This is a genomic window from Rhizobium sp. AG855, from assembly GCF_003610655.1.
In the GTDB taxonomy this organism is placed as follows: Bacteria; Pseudomonadota; Alphaproteobacteria; order Rhizobiales; family Rhizobiaceae; genus Allorhizobium; species Allorhizobium wuzhouense.
In genome coordinates, this window is the sequence record NZ_RAQG01000003.1 from 213591 (window position 1) to 227742 (window position 14152).

Consider the following 14152-nt stretch of genomic DNA (forward strand, 5'->3'; position numbering starts at 1 on the left):
TTCCAAGCTCAACTCATGCGTCTGTTTGCTCTAGCGGATTTCGGCGTCATGCCAAAATGGTCTTTGAAGGCCTTGGAGAAATGCGAGGTGCCGGAAAAGCCGGTGGCGAAGGCGAGTTCGGAGATCGACAGCGGACTTTGCTCGAGCAGACGGCGGGCGTGGTCGAGCCGTATGCGGTGATAGGTGGTCTGGAAGCTGACGCCGAGATGTTCGGCAAACAGACGGTCCAGGTGGCGAGGGCTCACGCCCGCGAGGCGTGCCATGGCCGCCCGGTCGAGCGGCTGTTCTATGGTCGCTTCCATCTTTTCCAGGACGGAGATCAGGCCCGGATGGTGGGTGCCGAAGCGTTCGCTGGAGGAGCCGCGCTGCGGGTCCGCCGGTTCGGCAACCGCTGTGTGCAGATACCAATCGCTCACTCGCCGCGCAAAAGCCTGGCCCATGCGGCTGGCGATCAGCGCGTGCATCATGTCGAGCGGGGCCACGCCGCCGCCGCAGGTGACCCGGTCGCCATCCAGCACATAGCGAGCGTGCCGTGGGGTCAGTTGCGGAAAGGCCTCGCGCATGGCGGGGGCATGCTCCCAATGGATGGTGAAGTCGCGTCCGTCGAGCAGTCCGGCTGCGGCCAGAAGATAAGCGCCGCTTGAAATGCCGCCGATCCGCACACCCTGGCGTGCCAGCCGGCGGAGGATGGGGTGAAGACCGGCCGTGTCCCTCCAGTCGTCAGGATTGCCGCCGGCCACCACGAAGATCGTGTGGCAGCGGGTGCCGATGGTGGCGATGTCCTGGCAAGGAAAGGCAAAACCGGACGAGGAAGTCACCGCCTTGCCATTCATCGACAGTGGTAGTGTTTCATACAGGGCTGTCTGGGCAATGAGGTTTGCGGCTCGCAACGGTTCCGTCGCGGATGCAAAGGACATCAGGGCAAAGTTCTCAACGAGAACAAAGCCATAGGTTTGCGTTGTGAGAGAGACATCAGGGCGCATGGCCTCTTTGTATGCATAAATGTCTCAATCCGGCAATTTCTCCGATCAGGAGGTGGGCTGCACCAGGAAAATCCCTGGTGCAGCCGCGCGCTATCACGTCCGCAAGACTCGGTAGATGGCGGGAATGACCAGCACCGTGAGCAGGGTCGAGGAGATCAGACCGAAGAGCAGCGAGATTGCCAGCCCCTGAAAGATCGGATCGGTCAAGATCACGGCGGCTCCGATGATCGCAGCGAGTGCGGTCAAGAGGATTGGCTTGAAACGCACGGCCCCGGCCTCGATCAGCACATCGGTCAGCGTTCGCCCTTCGTGATCGGCGTGGCGAATGAAATCGACAAGCAGGATGGAGTTGCGGACGATGATGCCGGCAAGCGCGATGAAGCCGATCATCGAAGTTGCCGAGAAGGGCGCACCGAACAGCCAGTGCCCACCGAGAATGCCGATGAAGGTGAGCGGAACCGGCGTCAGGATCACCAGCGGGATCTTGAAGGATCCGAACTGGGCGACGACCAGGATGTAGATGCCGAGCAGCGCGATCATGAAGGCTGCCCCCATGTCGCGGAAGGTGACCCAGGTCACTTCCCATTCGCCGTCCCAGAGCAGGGTCGGGGCAACTTCGCTGTGTGGCTGGCCATGCAGGGCAATGACGGGTTTGGGCAGGCCGGTCCAATCCTGGGCATCGATCGCCTGTTGGACGGCGAGCATGCCATAGAGCGGTGCCTCGAAGCTGCCGGCCAGTTCCGCCGTCACCATTTCGGCATTCATGCCGTTGTGGCGGAAGATCGGAAGCGAGGTCATCTCGTCGGTGACGCGGACGACATCGCCGAGTTCGACCACGCCCTTGCCGCCGGGCAGCACATTGGCCGGCATCGGGGTCGCGAAAAAGCGTTCGTCGATCACCTTGTCGCTGCGTGGGCGTTCCAGGCGGATCGGGATCGGCGGGTGGCCCTCGCCGCGATGGGAGTAGCCGATGGTCTTGCCGTTCGCGAGGATTGCGATCGTATCGAAAACGTCGCTTTCCTCGACATGGTAGAACTCTGCATCGTCGGTCGAAATCGTCAGCCGCTTGCGGGGGGCTTCGACACCATAGGAGTTGTCGATGTCGACAATGAAGGGCACCGAGCGGAAAGCGTCTTCGACCTTGGCTGCTACCGCGCGGCGGATGGCAGGCGTTGGCCCATAAATTTCAGCCAGCAGTGTGGCCATGACGGGCGGTCCCGGGGGCGGTTCAACGACCTTGAGGCTGGTGCCTTCGGGAACGGCGATGCCCTTGATCCGCTCCCGGATGTCGAGTGCGATGTCGTGGCTGGTGCGGTCGCGATCGTCCTTGGGTGTCAGGTTGATGGCGACGTCACCCTGATTGGAAGCAGACCGCATATAGGACTGCCGCACCAGGCCATTGAAGTTGTAGGGGGCGGCCGTTGCGGCATGGGTTTGCACGGAGGTGACCTCCGGCAAATCGAGCACCAGACGCGCGACGGATTGCGCGACGGCGTCCGTTGCCTCCATGGTCGATCCTTCCGGCAGATCAATGCTGACCTGCAGTTCCGACTTGTTGTCGAAAGGCAGGAGTTTGACCGTCACATGCTTGGTGTAGAACAGCGACAGCGAGCCGAGCGTGAGCAGGCCCACGAGAGCGAGAAACACCCAACTGTGTGTCTTGCTGGCGAGGATCGGCCTTGCCACACCCGCGTAGAGCCGGCCCAATCGGCCACCGGTTTCGTGATCGGCTCCCTGCCCATGGATTGGAGCATTGCCCGCGACCTTCAGCATGAGCCAGGGCGTGACGATGACTGCGACGAAGAAGGAAAAGACCATGGCGGCCGATGCGTTGGCCGGAATGGGGCTCATGTAAGGACCCATCAGGCCGGAAACGAACAGCATCGGAAGGAGCGCTGCCACCACAGTCAAGGTTGCGACGATGGTGGGGTTGCCGACCTCGGCCACGGCCTCAATGGCGCTGCGGCGTCGCGAGCGGCCGTCACCCATGCCCCAGTGGCGCGCGATATTCTCGATGACGACGATGGCGTCGTCGACGAGAATGCCGATCGAGAAGATCAGGGCGAACAAGGACACACGGTTGAGCGTGTAGCCCATGAGCCAGGAGGCAAAGAGCGTCAGCAGGATGGTGACCGGGATGACGATGGCAACGACAAATGCCTCGCGACGACCGATTGCCAGCCAGACCAGGGCAATGATCGAGACGGTGGCAAGGCCGAGGTGGTAAAGCAGCTCATTGGCCTTGTCGTTGGCGGTCTCGCCATAGTCGCGCGTTACCTCCACGCCGACTTCCTCGGGGATCAGGTTGCCCTTCAGGGCTTCGACGCGCTGCATCACGGCTTCGGCGACGACGACGGCATTGGCTCCGGCGCGCTTGGCGATGGCCAGGGTGACGGCCGGGACACGTTTGATCTTGTCTCCGGTCTTGCTGAGGTTCGAGACCAGTGCGTCGCTCGTATCGGTGGCAAAGGCAATGGTTGCCACATCGCGCACGTAGACGGGTCTGCCATCGCGGGTGGTCAGAAGAAGGTTGCCGATCTCGGCGGGGGTGGAGAGCGTGGCGCCCGCCATGACGTCGATCTGCTGTCCGTTTCCACGGACCTGCCCGGCGGGCGAGGCGGAATTGGCGCCGCTTACCTTGGCCGCGAGCTGTTGCAGCGTGATGCCGTAAAGCGCCAGACGCTCCGATTGTGGCGAGATGCGCAGAATTTCACTGGTCTCGCCGACGAGATAGGTCAGCCCGACATTGTCGACCTTGGCGATTTCGTTGCGCACTTCGCGGGCAATCCGGGTCAGATCGTTCGCGGAGACCCGATCTGCGGCATCCGCGTTCGGCCGAAAGGTCAACGTCGCGATGGCGACGTCGTCGATGCCGCGGCCGACCACTTTCGGTTCGGCGATGCCGACCGGGATGCGATCCATGTTGGCGCGGACCTTGTCGTGCACCCGGAGCACGGCGGCATCCGGGGATGTTCCGACGACGAAGCGGGCCGTCACGACAACCTGGTTGTCCATCGAACGGGAATAGATGTGCTCGACGCCGTTGATGCTTTTGACGATGGTTTCCAGAGGCTCGGTCACGAGCTTTTCCGCATCGTCGGCCTTCAGTCCCGGCGCCTGGACGGCGATGTCCACCATGGGCACGGAAATCTGCGGCTCTTCCTCGCGCGGCAGGGACATCAGGGCAACGAGGCCGAAGGCCAGCGCTGCGATGAGAAAAAGCGGTGTGAGCGGTGACTTGATGAAGAAGCGCGTGAGATTGCCGGCGATGCCCAGGCCTGTCATGGGGGCGTCATCGGCTTCAGGAGCGTCGGGAGTCTGCTTGATGGGATCGGTCATGGGGTCACCAAGATATCGCCTTCGACCAGACCGGACAGGATTTCGACTGCCGGATTTCCTTCGCTGTCGACCGGTCCACCGGCCAGAACGGCGCGCTGCACCGTGCCGTCAGTCTCTTTGACCGTGACGAAATCAACGCCGGCATGGGTCGTGATCGCATCTGCGGGCACCAGGATTGCCTGTCGTTGACCGACCGGCAACTCGACCAGGACGCGGCCGCCGACGAACTGGGTATCCAGGTTTTCCACTTCGACATCCGCCGTCACCCTCCCGCCGTCGATCAAGGGATAGATCTTGGCGAGGGTGCCGGTCAGGGGCGTGCCTGCGGCATCGATGCGGATCGGCGACCCCTGGCGCAGATCCTGCGCGTGGCGTTCAGGAACGGCCAGCCTGAGGAAAAAACCGCCGCTTGCGATCTCGGCGATGGTTTCACCGGCCATAGCCACGGCATCCTTGGTGGCAGGCACCGAGACCACCCGTCCGTCGGACGGGGCAATCACGGCGCCTTCCGCCGACTGCTGCACGATCACGGACCGTTGGGCCTCCGCAGTTCCGATCTGGTTGGTGATCACGTCCGTCTGGGTGCGCAACTGGTCGAAGCGCTGCGTACTTGTCGCACCGCTTCGCACGAGGCGCTCGGCACGATCGAGTTCTGCCCTGGCATCTTTCAAGGATGCCTGCAGGCCCAGCAGCTGGGCGTCAATGGCCTTGATCTGGAAGTCGAGTTTATCGTCCTTGATCTCGGCGATGACGTCCCCGGCCTTGACGATGTCGCCCTCCGTCACGCGCAAATCCGCGACCGTGCCGCTCAGCCGCGCGCGGGCTGCCACGCTGATACGGGGCTGGATCTGGCCGTAGACGGCCTTCATCTCCGGAATGGTCACGGGCTTGATCGTGATCTCCGCCGCATCGGCCGCAGCGCATATGCCGGCGGACAGGGCGAAGGTCAGGGCGAGGGAGGAGACGTTCATCGACAATACCTCAGAAGGCGGGACCCGGACGGATGCCGAGTTTGCGGAAGATCGTTGCCGCCGGGCAAAACCCGGTAAAGGCGGACTGGATCAGGTTCAGGCCGATGAAGACCGTGAACCAGACAAAACCTGCATGGACAAAATGGGTCAGAAGCAGGGATGCAAGGACCATGAAGCCGGCAAAGGCGAGGACGGCGCGATCGATTGACATTGTTGTCTCCTAAAATTCGTATCTACGATGTTATGTAGATAATGGGCAGCCGGAAGTCAATGCGATTGAAGTCGGATCCGGACGATCATCCTTCGCCGGAGATGGCGACGTCAATCGGCGCAGGTTTCGGTCTTGCAGAAGCTTTCGTAGAGGGTGCTGATCACGGCGCGAGCCGGTGCGCTCTCGATACGGTACCAGATCGTCTGCCCGTCCCGGCGGCCGGTGATGATCTTCTCGCGACGCAGCAAGGCCAGGTGCTGTGAGACCGTGCTGTCCCGGATGCCGAGAAATTCGGCAAGTTGGCCGACCGAGTGCTCTCCGTCCGAGAGCCGGCAAAGAATGAGCAGCCGATATCGGTTGGAGAGCGACTTCAGCAGTTCACTCGCCATGTCGGCGCCGGATTTCATCGATTCAGCGTCTATCTTCATAGATACGAATATAAATGGAACGATAGGATATTCAAGCCCCTATGGCGCGCGGCGGCCTGTCGTGTTGTCATTGGGTGTGGAAGGGGGGCGGTCAGCGCGCTGCGATTTATGTATACATGACCCCTCTGAATTTGGCGATTTCACAAATTTTGGTGCCTTTTTGTACTGCGTATTTGACATTCTGTATACATCGTGGCTCACTAAGGGCATCTGAGGAGGAGCCAGATATGTCCAAACCCACATTCCCGTTGAATGCCTGGTATGCGGCCGCCTATGACGTCGAGCTCAAGCGCTCGCTTCTGGCGCGCACGATCTGCAACAAGCCCGTGGTGCTTTACCGCAAGGAAAATGGGACCGCCGTCGCGCTTGCCGACGCCTGTTGGCATCGGCTGGTGCCGCTCTCGCTCGGGAGGCTTGAGGGCGACAACGTGATCTGCGGCTATCACGGGCTCGAATATGACGAGACGGGGCGCTGCGTCTACATGCCGTCGCAGGAGACCATCAACCCGTCGGCTTGCGTGAAATCCTATCCGATCGCCGAAAAGCATCGCTTCGTCTGGATCTGGCCGGGTGATCCCGCGCTCGCCGATCCGGCGCTGATCCCTGACATGCACTGGAACCAGGATCCCGACTGGGCCGCCGACGGCAAGCTGATCGAGGTGAAGTGCGACTATCGCCTCGTCGTCGACAATCTGATGGACCTGACGCACGAGACCTTCGTGCATGGCTCTTCGATCGGCAATCGCGCCGTGGCGGAGGCGCCGTTCGAGGCCAGCCATTCCGATCGTTTCGCCTATATCACCCGCTGGATGGAAGACATCGATCCGCCGCCGTTTTGGCGCAAGCAGTATGGCAAGCCGGGACGGGTCGACCGCTGGCAGATCATCCGTTTCGAGGCGCCATGCACGGTCACCATTGATGTCGGCGTGGCCGAAGCCGGATCCGGCGCGCCGCAGGGCGACCGCTCGAAGGGCGTCAACGGTTACGTGCTCAACACGATCACGCCCTCGACGGACAAGACCTGTCTCTATTTCTGGGCCTTTGCCCGCAATTATGACCTGAAGAACCAGACACGCACCCACGAACTGCGTGAAGGTGTCGCCGGCGTGTTCCGTGAGGACGAGGAAGTGCTGGAGGCGCAACAGCGGGCGATCGAGGCCAATCCGGATCACCAGTTCTACAATCTCAACATCGACGCCGGATCGATGTGGGCGCGCAAGCTGATCGACAGGATGATCGATGCCGAGCAGGGGCCAGCAGCCCGCCTGCATGTCGCAGCGGCGGAGTAACATGGCCCAAGCAAGCGAGGCAGCACCGAAGCAACAGACGCTGAAGGCCCTGTCGGGTCTTCGCGATCTGGTGCTGAAAGGCGAGATCGAGCCGGGCGAACGGCTTTCGGAAGTGGCGCTGGCCGCACGGTTGAACGTGTCTCGCACGCCGCTTCGGGCTGCCCTGCAGAAGCTCGAACAGGAGGGGCTGGTCACGCTCATCCCGTCGGGCGGTTATTCGGTCCGCTCGTTCACCCGCCAGGACGTGATCGATGCCATCGAATTGCGGGGCGTGCTGGAAGGCATGGCGGCCCGGCTGGCCGCCGAACGCGGTGTCGCGCCTTTGCAGTTGAAAGCGATCATGTCCGTGGTCGAAACGCTGGATGGCGTGGTGACGACGGATCCAAAGGCGATGGATTTCGCGCGATACGAGGCGCTGAACGCCGAGTTTCACGGGTTGCTCGCCGATCTCTGCGGCAGCGAGGTTCTGCGGCGCGAGATCGAGCGGATGACGAGTCTGCCCTTTGCCAGCCCGAATGCCTTCGTCAACACCGAGATGGATGTGCCGACGTTCCATCGCAGTCTGCTGGTCGCCCAGGCGCAGCACAAGGCGATCGTGTCGGCTATTGCGCTTCGGGAAGGGGCGCGGGCGGAGGCTCTCGCCCGCGAGCATGCGCGACTGGCGCGGCAGAACCTGGATTTTGTTTTGGAGGAACAACCGGACCTGCGTGGAAAGGTGCTGGCGCTTGCGCTGATGTCGGGGTGAAACGCCGTTCGGGAGACGGCGGCTCGGGAGAATAGGAGGAGGAATTATGCGATCGAAACTGGAATGGCGTCGGGCCGTGGTCACTGACGTCGAAACGCCGGCTGAAGATGTGCGGGCGGTGACCTTTGCCGTCGATGGACTGAGGAGCGGCTTCGATCCGGGGTCGCACACGAATATCAAGGTCGTCATCCGGGGTGAGCCGGCGCTACGGACCTATACGGTCATCCCCAGCGCGCCGGGCACGCTGAAGATCGCCGTCAAGCTGCATCCCAACAGCCGCGGCGGGTCGGCGTTTGTCTGGCAATTGCAGCCGGGCGACGAAACGGAAATGACGGAGCCGGAAAACCGGTTCGAGCTGTCGTGGCGGGCCTCGCACTATCTGCTGATTGCCGGGGGTATCGGGATCACGCCGATCTATGGCATGGCGCGTGCGCTTGCCGCGAGAGGCCAGTCGGTGGATCTGCTCTACGCCGCACGCAGTCGCGCGCAGATGCCGTTTGTCGACGAGCTGGAACGGCTTGCCGGCGTCAAGCTGCAGGCCTTCCTGCAGGACGAGGGCCAGATGCTGGATCTGAAGGCTGCGTTCGCGGCGCTTCCGCCGGATGGCGAGGTCTATATCTGCGGCCCCCACGGCCTGTTGGAGGCCGCCCGCACGGCTTGGGAAGACAGCGGGCGACCGATGAGCCGGCTGAGGTTCGAAGTCTTCGGCGACAGCGGCCGCTTCATCGAACAGCCCTTCGAGGTGGAGGTCGCCGGCACCGGACGACGCGTCAGCGTTCGCGCCGACGAGAGCATGCTCGATGCCCTGATGGAGGCGGGCGTGGAGATGATCTACGACTGTCGACGGGGCGAGTGTGGATTGTGCGCCGTCGGCGTGGTCGAGGCGAGCGCAGCAATCGACCATCGCGACGTGTTCTTTTCCGCCGAGGAGCGGCACGGGGCGGCCAAGATGTGTGCCTGTGTTTCGCGTGTCTGCGGCGGCACGGTGGTCATCGACACCGGTTATCGGCGCGAAGCTGCCGCCTGAGGCCTCTGGGGAGCGTCTTCCGCTTTCGTCAGCACGGCCTGTTTCAACGCCGGTACAAGAACTTGCAATCGCGGCCATCTTGCGAAACGTCATGGCGGAGCGCTTGCAAGGTGTGTTGCCGCGCGCGATGAACAGCCATGGCACGGAAGCGGATTCGTCCTATCATCCCTGCGTCCAGCCGCATCGTCATGGCTCGTTTGCCCGGTTGAATTTTTCACCGACACGCGGAATTCGTACATAAATTTAGAAGTTCATTAAGTGCTGGTGCGTAGAGTGATTCCAGTTGTGCACCACAAGCTTCGGTCGGGTCATAGCGCGTTGCCGGAGCCATCGATTGACAGGGAAAGTGACGGAAGCTTTCCGCGGGAGGACCCCAGATGAACCAGACGTCGAATGCCGCAGATGCCCTCGAGATCATCGCGTTCCGCCTTCACCAACAGGAATTCTGCGTAAAGACCACGTCGATCCGCGAAATCCGCGGCTGGGCCCCGGTCACGCCCATTCCCCACTCTCCTTATGAAGTTCTCGGCGTGATGAACCTGCGTGGCACCGTCATTCCGATCGTCGACCTGGCTGTGAAGCTCGGAATGCCGGCTGCCCAGGCGACCGAGCGCAGCGCCGTTGTCGTGACCGAAGTGAACGGCATGACCGTCGGCCTGCTGGTCGATGGCGTTTCCGACATCCTGACCGTGGCCGGCAGCACGCTGCAGCCGCTTCCGGCCGCGACCGGCCCGAGTGCTGCCTTCTCCGACGGCATCATTGCGCACGACAAGAGCATGATCTGCTTCCTCAGCCTTGAGCGGATGTTCGGCGAAGACGATCCGTCGTCCTGGGGCATCGCCGCCTGATCCGCGCGGCTGGCGGGCTTACCGCCAGCCTTCTCCCCTTATCGCGGGGATGTGCTCACCTAAGTGCTGTTTGTCATACTTTGTTTGCCATGCTGACAGAACGGGGCGCACCTGAGGGGTGCGCTCACGAAGAATTGCGACTTTTTAAAGATTTCAGGCGCAATTCTCCTCCCATGGCGCTTTCGCAATTCCCATCTTTGGCGCAGGATGACGTCGGAGGAATATCGTGGTCACGCAATCCCCGAATACCCAGACCGAAGAGCTGCTCGGGCGCCTGAAGGATGCGCTTGCCGGAACGCATGGACGCGCCTTTTCGGCTGATGCGGTGCGCACGCTGGTGTCGCTCGAAGTTGCCGAGTGGAAGGACGACTGTCGACCCGAAGAGTCGGCAGCCGAAACTGTCCGCGCCGAAGCGCCTCTCATCAATCACCGTATCCGGCTGTCGTCGGAATAAGAGGCGCGTTCAGTTCTGCACCGTTATGGCGCAACTGATCCGCCGTCCGTCATACAGCGCCGTCTGATTGCCTCCGAGCTTCGAATTGTTGAGCGGCCTGAGCGAGACGAACTCCTTTTCCATGGCCCCATCATCGCTGAGTGCCAGATAAGGCTCCAGCCATGCGAGCGATGACAGGTTTGGCTTCAATCCTGGCTTCACGGTCTGGCTCTTCCCGTTGATCTTCTGGACGATCTTGGGGTCTTTCACCGCATTGACGGAAAAATGAGCCATGGTGCCGAGCTTTCCAAAGTCCGCGCCGCCTTTGCCGTAACCTGCGTCGCAGAGCCTTGCCACTGAAGCGACCAGCGGCGTCATGGCGTGCAACTGGTAGTGCAGGGCATACCGCATGCGGTTCATTTCCAAAGGCAGGCTGCCGTCAGGTGCCGCACCCTCGATCATCGTGCGGTTGCTCATGATCGCCCAATCCACGAGCGCCCGATCTTCGGTGAGAATGCCCACCTCGCCGACACCCAGGCTTGCCCAGGCGCGCAAGTTGTTGCGGGATGCGCCCTTCGTTGCCTCGTTGTCGAAGAAATAGACGGTCTCGCGCGCCCTTTTCAGCAGCCAGGCCTCGATCGTTCGCTGTTTGTCGCCAAGCCCGGGGACCTGGTTTCGCGCCTCGGCATAGGCGATCGCGATGCCGCCGACGCGCGAGGGAACCGATAGCTTGGCATTGGGCGTGCGCATGTCGTTCAAGGCATCGGCTTTCGCCCATGCATAGACGTTGTCGATGACACAGCGCTGATAAAGCCGGCGGGTGGCGACATCCTTCTCTGCGCCGGCCTTGGAGACCTGCTGGGCGAGATCCTGGATGAATTCGTCGATGGGTTTCAACGCCTTCGTCACCTTTGCATCACTGTCTTCGTCGATGTCCGAGCGCGACTTTGATGCTGCTTCGTAACGGCTGCCGAAACCCAGACTCATGACGGGTTTCGGCGCCGGGAAGCAGGTTTGCTCGGCCGCCTGTGCGGTGGCTGCGCCGGCGAAGGCGGTGCCGAAGACGACGAGCGATGTTGCCGTGATCAGGGTGAGCCTGTGTGTTTTTCCATGCGTCAAATGATCAACCCTCCGTTCCGGCCTTGTTGAGCTTCAGCACGTAAGCTGCCTGTGGGAAGCCAGCCTCTGCGGCCTTGGCCATCCAGTGTTGTGCGGCGTCCAGCGCCGGCTTGGTTCCGGAGCCATAGGCGTAGGCCTGAGACAACAGGAACATGGCCTCACCATCGCCGCCTTCCGCGGCTTTTTTCAGCCAGTCGAACGAGGCAAATACGGCCTTGCTGTCTTTCGGGTCGTCACGCAGGAGCTTCGCCAGTTCACGCATGGCGACCGGCTGGCCCAGTTCGGCAGACTTGCGGTAGAGGTCCTTGATGTCGATGCGTTGTGACACGATGCGGCGAATTTCCGGTTTCATGTTCGACAACATCACGAGCTTGTCGGTCACAGTCTCCGGCTCGGACCGGGCCACCAGATCGACGAAGATGTCGCTCGCCTTGTTCGGATCGTAAGCGGCTGCGGTATTGTCGGCATAGTGCTTGACCAGACGATAGAACGCGGCCGGCTCGCCTTCGTCACGGGCTTCGGCATAGAGCTTGAGTGCTGTGTCCTGCATCTCCGGTGTGTTCAGCGCCATGTACATGTCGCCGATCTTCACCTTGCGCCAGGCATCGTCACCGGCAATGTGCGAGGCGATGTCCAGCCAATGCTGGGTGTCGTCGGGTTGATGACGCATGGCGAATTCTGCCAGCGCCATGCTGTCATCGTAGTCGCAACGCTGGGTGCTGACAGCGCGGTCGTAGTAGAGCCTGCGGTCGGCATCGCTCTTGGCGTTTTCGGCCAGCAGCAGCTGGGCTGCCATGTCGCCGCGGTCGCGCATGACGGCGGCATAGGTGTCGAGCGGCGAGGAGGGGGCATTGAGAGCCGGCCCGCTGATTTCCTTCAGAAGTTTCACCGCACGCCCTGACCCGCTTGCTGCCAGCGGCGAGAGAATCTCGCGCGCAAGGGCCATGCTTTCCCCGTCACTCGCGTAGTTCTTGACCAGGAAGCGTGCAAAGCTCAGCCCGGCATCGACGGTCATGCCTTCGCCGGTTTGCTGGATCGTTCGTCTCGCCTCGTTGACGTTGCCCTTTTCGAGGTTCTGCTTGAATTCCAGCAAGGCGGCTTCGACCGTTGCGCCGCGGCGCACTTCGGCCCGCTCTGCCCAGAACTTCAGAACCTGATCGGAATAGCCGGCCCCCTTCAGGTAGCGCTGATAGAGCGCCAATGCGCTGGCACGCCCGTATAGCGCCTGGGTCTGGATGGCGGCGATGACCAGCGGATCCTTGAGGGCCGGCAACTGGTCGATCTGGTCGGGGGCGAGATCGAGCGTCTTGTTGCCGGCGCCCGCCTCGATGTTCGACCAGTAGTCGGCGGTCGAAAAATCGGGCCCTGCCGGATCGACGCAGAGATAGACCCGCTGCAGTTTGGCGATTGCGTTGATGTCACCATTGATGTGGGTGGCATTGGTCAGGAGGTCCGTCGAGCGGGCAATCGTCTCCGGCTTCAGGTCGGTGCGGAGCAGAAGTTCGGCCAGATCGATGCCACCTTCGATGTCGCCGCGCTTCACGGCTTGCTCGAGAAGCGGGCGAACGGTCGGGGCGGACTTCCACAGGCCATCGCGGGTCTGGATCACGCGGGCAAGCCTGGTGAAGGCCCAGGCGGGCGGATCGTTGCGTTCGATCAGCTTGTGCAGGATCTCCTCATAGGCTGCCGCATCCTGCGGCGACGTATCCTTGGTCTGTTCGAGCAATTGTGCCTGCTTGATCAGGCCCGCCTGGTTGCCCTGTTGTTCGGCGGTCTTGAAGTAGGCAAAGGCCTTCTCCCGATCCTGAGGCACGAGGGCACCTTCGGCATAGAGGCGACCCATTTCGAGGATCGCAGACATGTTGCCGCCGTCAGCCGCCTTTTTCAGATATCTGACGAGAACCTCATTGTCCTTGACCACTTTCTCGCTCAGCAGATTGTATTCCGCCACCTTCCAGGCAGCCGTCGTGTCGCCGAGGTCGGCGGCGAAACGGTACCAGGCGAGGCTCAGGTTCGGATCCTGAACCACCACCTGGCCGCCGTCATATTCACGGGCCACGCGGCCGATGCGGTCGCAGATCCCTTCATCGAGCACGCCGACAAGGGTGCCGAAGGCCATGTTGACGGCCAGTTCCGGCTCGATCTGCCAGCCGTCTATCTGTTCGCCATCCTTCGTCATCCGTGCGAGGTCGAGGATCGCGTCGGAATTCCCGCCATAGGCGGCTTCGACCTTGAGTTTGAGACCTGCCTTACGGTCGGCCGCAATGCCCTTGCCGTCGATCAGGAAGTCGGCGAGCGTGTTCAATGAACCCGCCGGATGGCCACCCATGTCGAGGAGTTTCTGGACAAGGCCGTCTTGCACGACCTGATCGTTCGCGCCCATCGCCAGCATCAGTTTGACCTTGTCGAAAAGGGCATCCTTTTCGCCGTAGTTCGCCTTGATCGTTGGCATAAGTTCCTGGATGCGGCTGATGATCGGTTCATAGCGGCGGGCATCGAGGTCACGCAGCCGGTTCATGTCGCGCGAGATGGTATAGACCTCGCGCTTGGGCAGTTTCTTGCGATCCCAGGCGGTCCAGTCCGCGATCATATCTTCGTCGCGCACGGGCGGGCTGCAGATCGGCGCTTTGGGCAGTTCGACGTCCGGCGGCATGAACCGGACGTCGATGGGCGCACTTCTCCCAGGCGATCCGGCGGCTATCGTCATCACGCCTGCCATCAGCAGCGATTTCGCCAGTCTTGCAATCGTCATGATAAAC

At 61.9% G+C, this 14152-nt stretch carries 12 protein-coding genes; 5 read left to right on the top strand and 7 right to left on the bottom strand.

Annotation, left to right across the window (positions count from 1 at the left end; genetic code table 11):
- Positions 1-8: 8 nt before the first annotated feature.
- The 5 genes from DFO46_RS01015 to DFO46_RS01035 form a co-directional block, all read right to left on the bottom strand.
- Positions 9-983, bottom strand: a complete 975-nt coding sequence (locus tag DFO46_RS01015; protein WP_120276028.1) for a GlxA family transcriptional regulator — start codon at positions 981-983, stop codon at positions 9-11.
- 93 nt (positions 984-1076) lie between these two features.
- Positions 1077-4268 carry an efflux RND transporter permease subunit gene (locus tag DFO46_RS01020; protein WP_120278092.1) on the bottom strand — a complete coding sequence of 1064 codons (3192 nt, stop codon included), beginning with the start codon at positions 4266-4268 and terminating at the stop codon, positions 1077-1079.
- A 50-nt stretch (positions 4269-4318) separates the two neighbouring features.
- Positions 4319-5293 (bottom strand): efflux RND transporter periplasmic adaptor subunit, encoded by a 975-nt coding sequence (locus tag DFO46_RS01025; protein WP_120276029.1) that lies wholly within the window; start codon positions 5291-5293, stop codon positions 4319-4321.
- Positions 5294-5303: 10 nt separating this feature from the next.
- Positions 5304-5504, bottom strand: a complete 201-nt coding sequence (locus DFO46_RS01030; protein WP_120276030.1) for a DUF2892 domain-containing protein — start codon at positions 5502-5504, stop codon at positions 5304-5306.
- Positions 5505-5614: 110 nt separating this feature from the next.
- Positions 5615-5932: a metalloregulator ArsR/SmtB family transcription factor gene (locus tag DFO46_RS01035; protein ID WP_110792476.1), complete on the bottom strand. Its 318-nt coding sequence runs from the start codon at positions 5930-5932 to the stop codon at positions 5615-5617.
- 227 nt (positions 5933-6159) lie between these two features.
- Here DFO46_RS01035 and DFO46_RS01040 point away from each other — a divergent pair, with 227 nt between their 5' ends.
- From DFO46_RS01040 to DFO46_RS01060, 5 genes are all read left to right on the top strand, one after another.
- Positions 6160-7221 carry an aromatic ring-hydroxylating dioxygenase subunit alpha gene (locus tag DFO46_RS01040; RefSeq protein WP_120276031.1) on the top strand — a complete coding sequence of 354 codons (1062 nt, stop codon included), beginning with the start codon at positions 6160-6162 and terminating at the stop codon, positions 7219-7221.
- Between the two features lies 1 nt (position 7222).
- Complete coding sequence (locus DFO46_RS01045) at positions 7223-7966, top strand: GntR family transcriptional regulator (protein WP_245422487.1); 744 nt, start codon at positions 7223-7225, stop codon at positions 7964-7966.
- A gap of 46 nt (positions 7967-8012) precedes the next feature.
- Positions 8013-8993 carry a PDR/VanB family oxidoreductase gene (locus DFO46_RS01050; protein WP_120276033.1) on the top strand — a complete coding sequence of 327 codons (981 nt, stop codon included), beginning with the start codon at positions 8013-8015 and terminating at the stop codon, positions 8991-8993.
- A 377-nt stretch (positions 8994-9370) separates the two neighbouring features.
- Positions 9371-9841 carry a chemotaxis protein CheW gene (locus tag DFO46_RS01055; RefSeq protein WP_120276034.1) on the top strand — a complete coding sequence of 157 codons (471 nt, stop codon included), beginning with the start codon at positions 9371-9373 and terminating at the stop codon, positions 9839-9841.
- 226 nt (positions 9842-10067) lie between these two features.
- Positions 10068-10295, top strand: a complete 228-nt coding sequence (locus tag DFO46_RS01060; protein ID WP_110792482.1) for a hypothetical protein — start codon at positions 10068-10070, stop codon at positions 10293-10295.
- Between the two features lie 9 nt (positions 10296-10304).
- Here the strand turns inward: DFO46_RS01060 and DFO46_RS01065 are convergent, their stop codons facing one another.
- A complete protein-coding gene (locus DFO46_RS01065; protein ID WP_245422488.1) occupies positions 10305-11393 on the bottom strand; it encodes an alginate lyase family protein in 1089 nt (362 codons plus the stop codon).
- Positions 11394-11397: 4 nt separating this feature from the next.
- Positions 11398-14145 (bottom strand): tetratricopeptide repeat protein, encoded by a 2748-nt coding sequence (locus DFO46_RS01070; RefSeq protein ID WP_120276035.1) that lies wholly within the window; start codon positions 14143-14145, stop codon positions 11398-11400.
- Positions 14146-14152: the final 7 nt, after the last annotated feature.

Coding starts and splice junctions, on each gene's coding strand:
- DFO46_RS01015 (WP_120276028.1), bottom strand. CDS start 983: ATGCGCCCTGATGTCTCTCTCACAACGCAAACCTATGGCTTTGTTCTC.
- DFO46_RS01020 (WP_120278092.1), bottom strand. CDS start 4,268: ATGACAGGCCTGGGCATCGCCGGCAATCTCACGCGCTTCTTCATCAAG.
- DFO46_RS01025 (WP_120276029.1), bottom strand. CDS start 5,293: ATGAACGTCTCCTCCCTCGCCCTGACCTTCGCCCTGTCCGCCGGCATA.
- DFO46_RS01030 (WP_120276030.1), bottom strand. CDS start 5,504: ATGTCAATCGATCGCGCCGTCCTCGCCTTTGCCGGCTTCATGGTCCTT.
- DFO46_RS01035 (WP_110792476.1), bottom strand. CDS start 5,932: ATGAAGATAGACGCTGAATCGATGAAATCCGGCGCCGACATGGCGAGT.
- DFO46_RS01040 (WP_120276031.1), top strand. CDS start 6,160: ATGTCCAAACCCACATTCCCGTTGAATGCCTGGTATGCGGCCGCCTAT.
- DFO46_RS01045 (WP_245422487.1), top strand. CDS start 7,223: ATGGCCCAAGCAAGCGAGGCAGCACCGAAGCAACAGACGCTGAAGGCC.
- DFO46_RS01050 (WP_120276033.1), top strand. CDS start 8,013: ATGCGATCGAAACTGGAATGGCGTCGGGCCGTGGTCACTGACGTCGAA.
- DFO46_RS01055 (WP_120276034.1), top strand. CDS start 9,371: ATGAACCAGACGTCGAATGCCGCAGATGCCCTCGAGATCATCGCGTTC.
- DFO46_RS01070 (WP_120276035.1), bottom strand. CDS start 14,145: ATGACGATTGCAAGACTGGCGAAATCGCTGCTGATGGCAGGCGTGATG.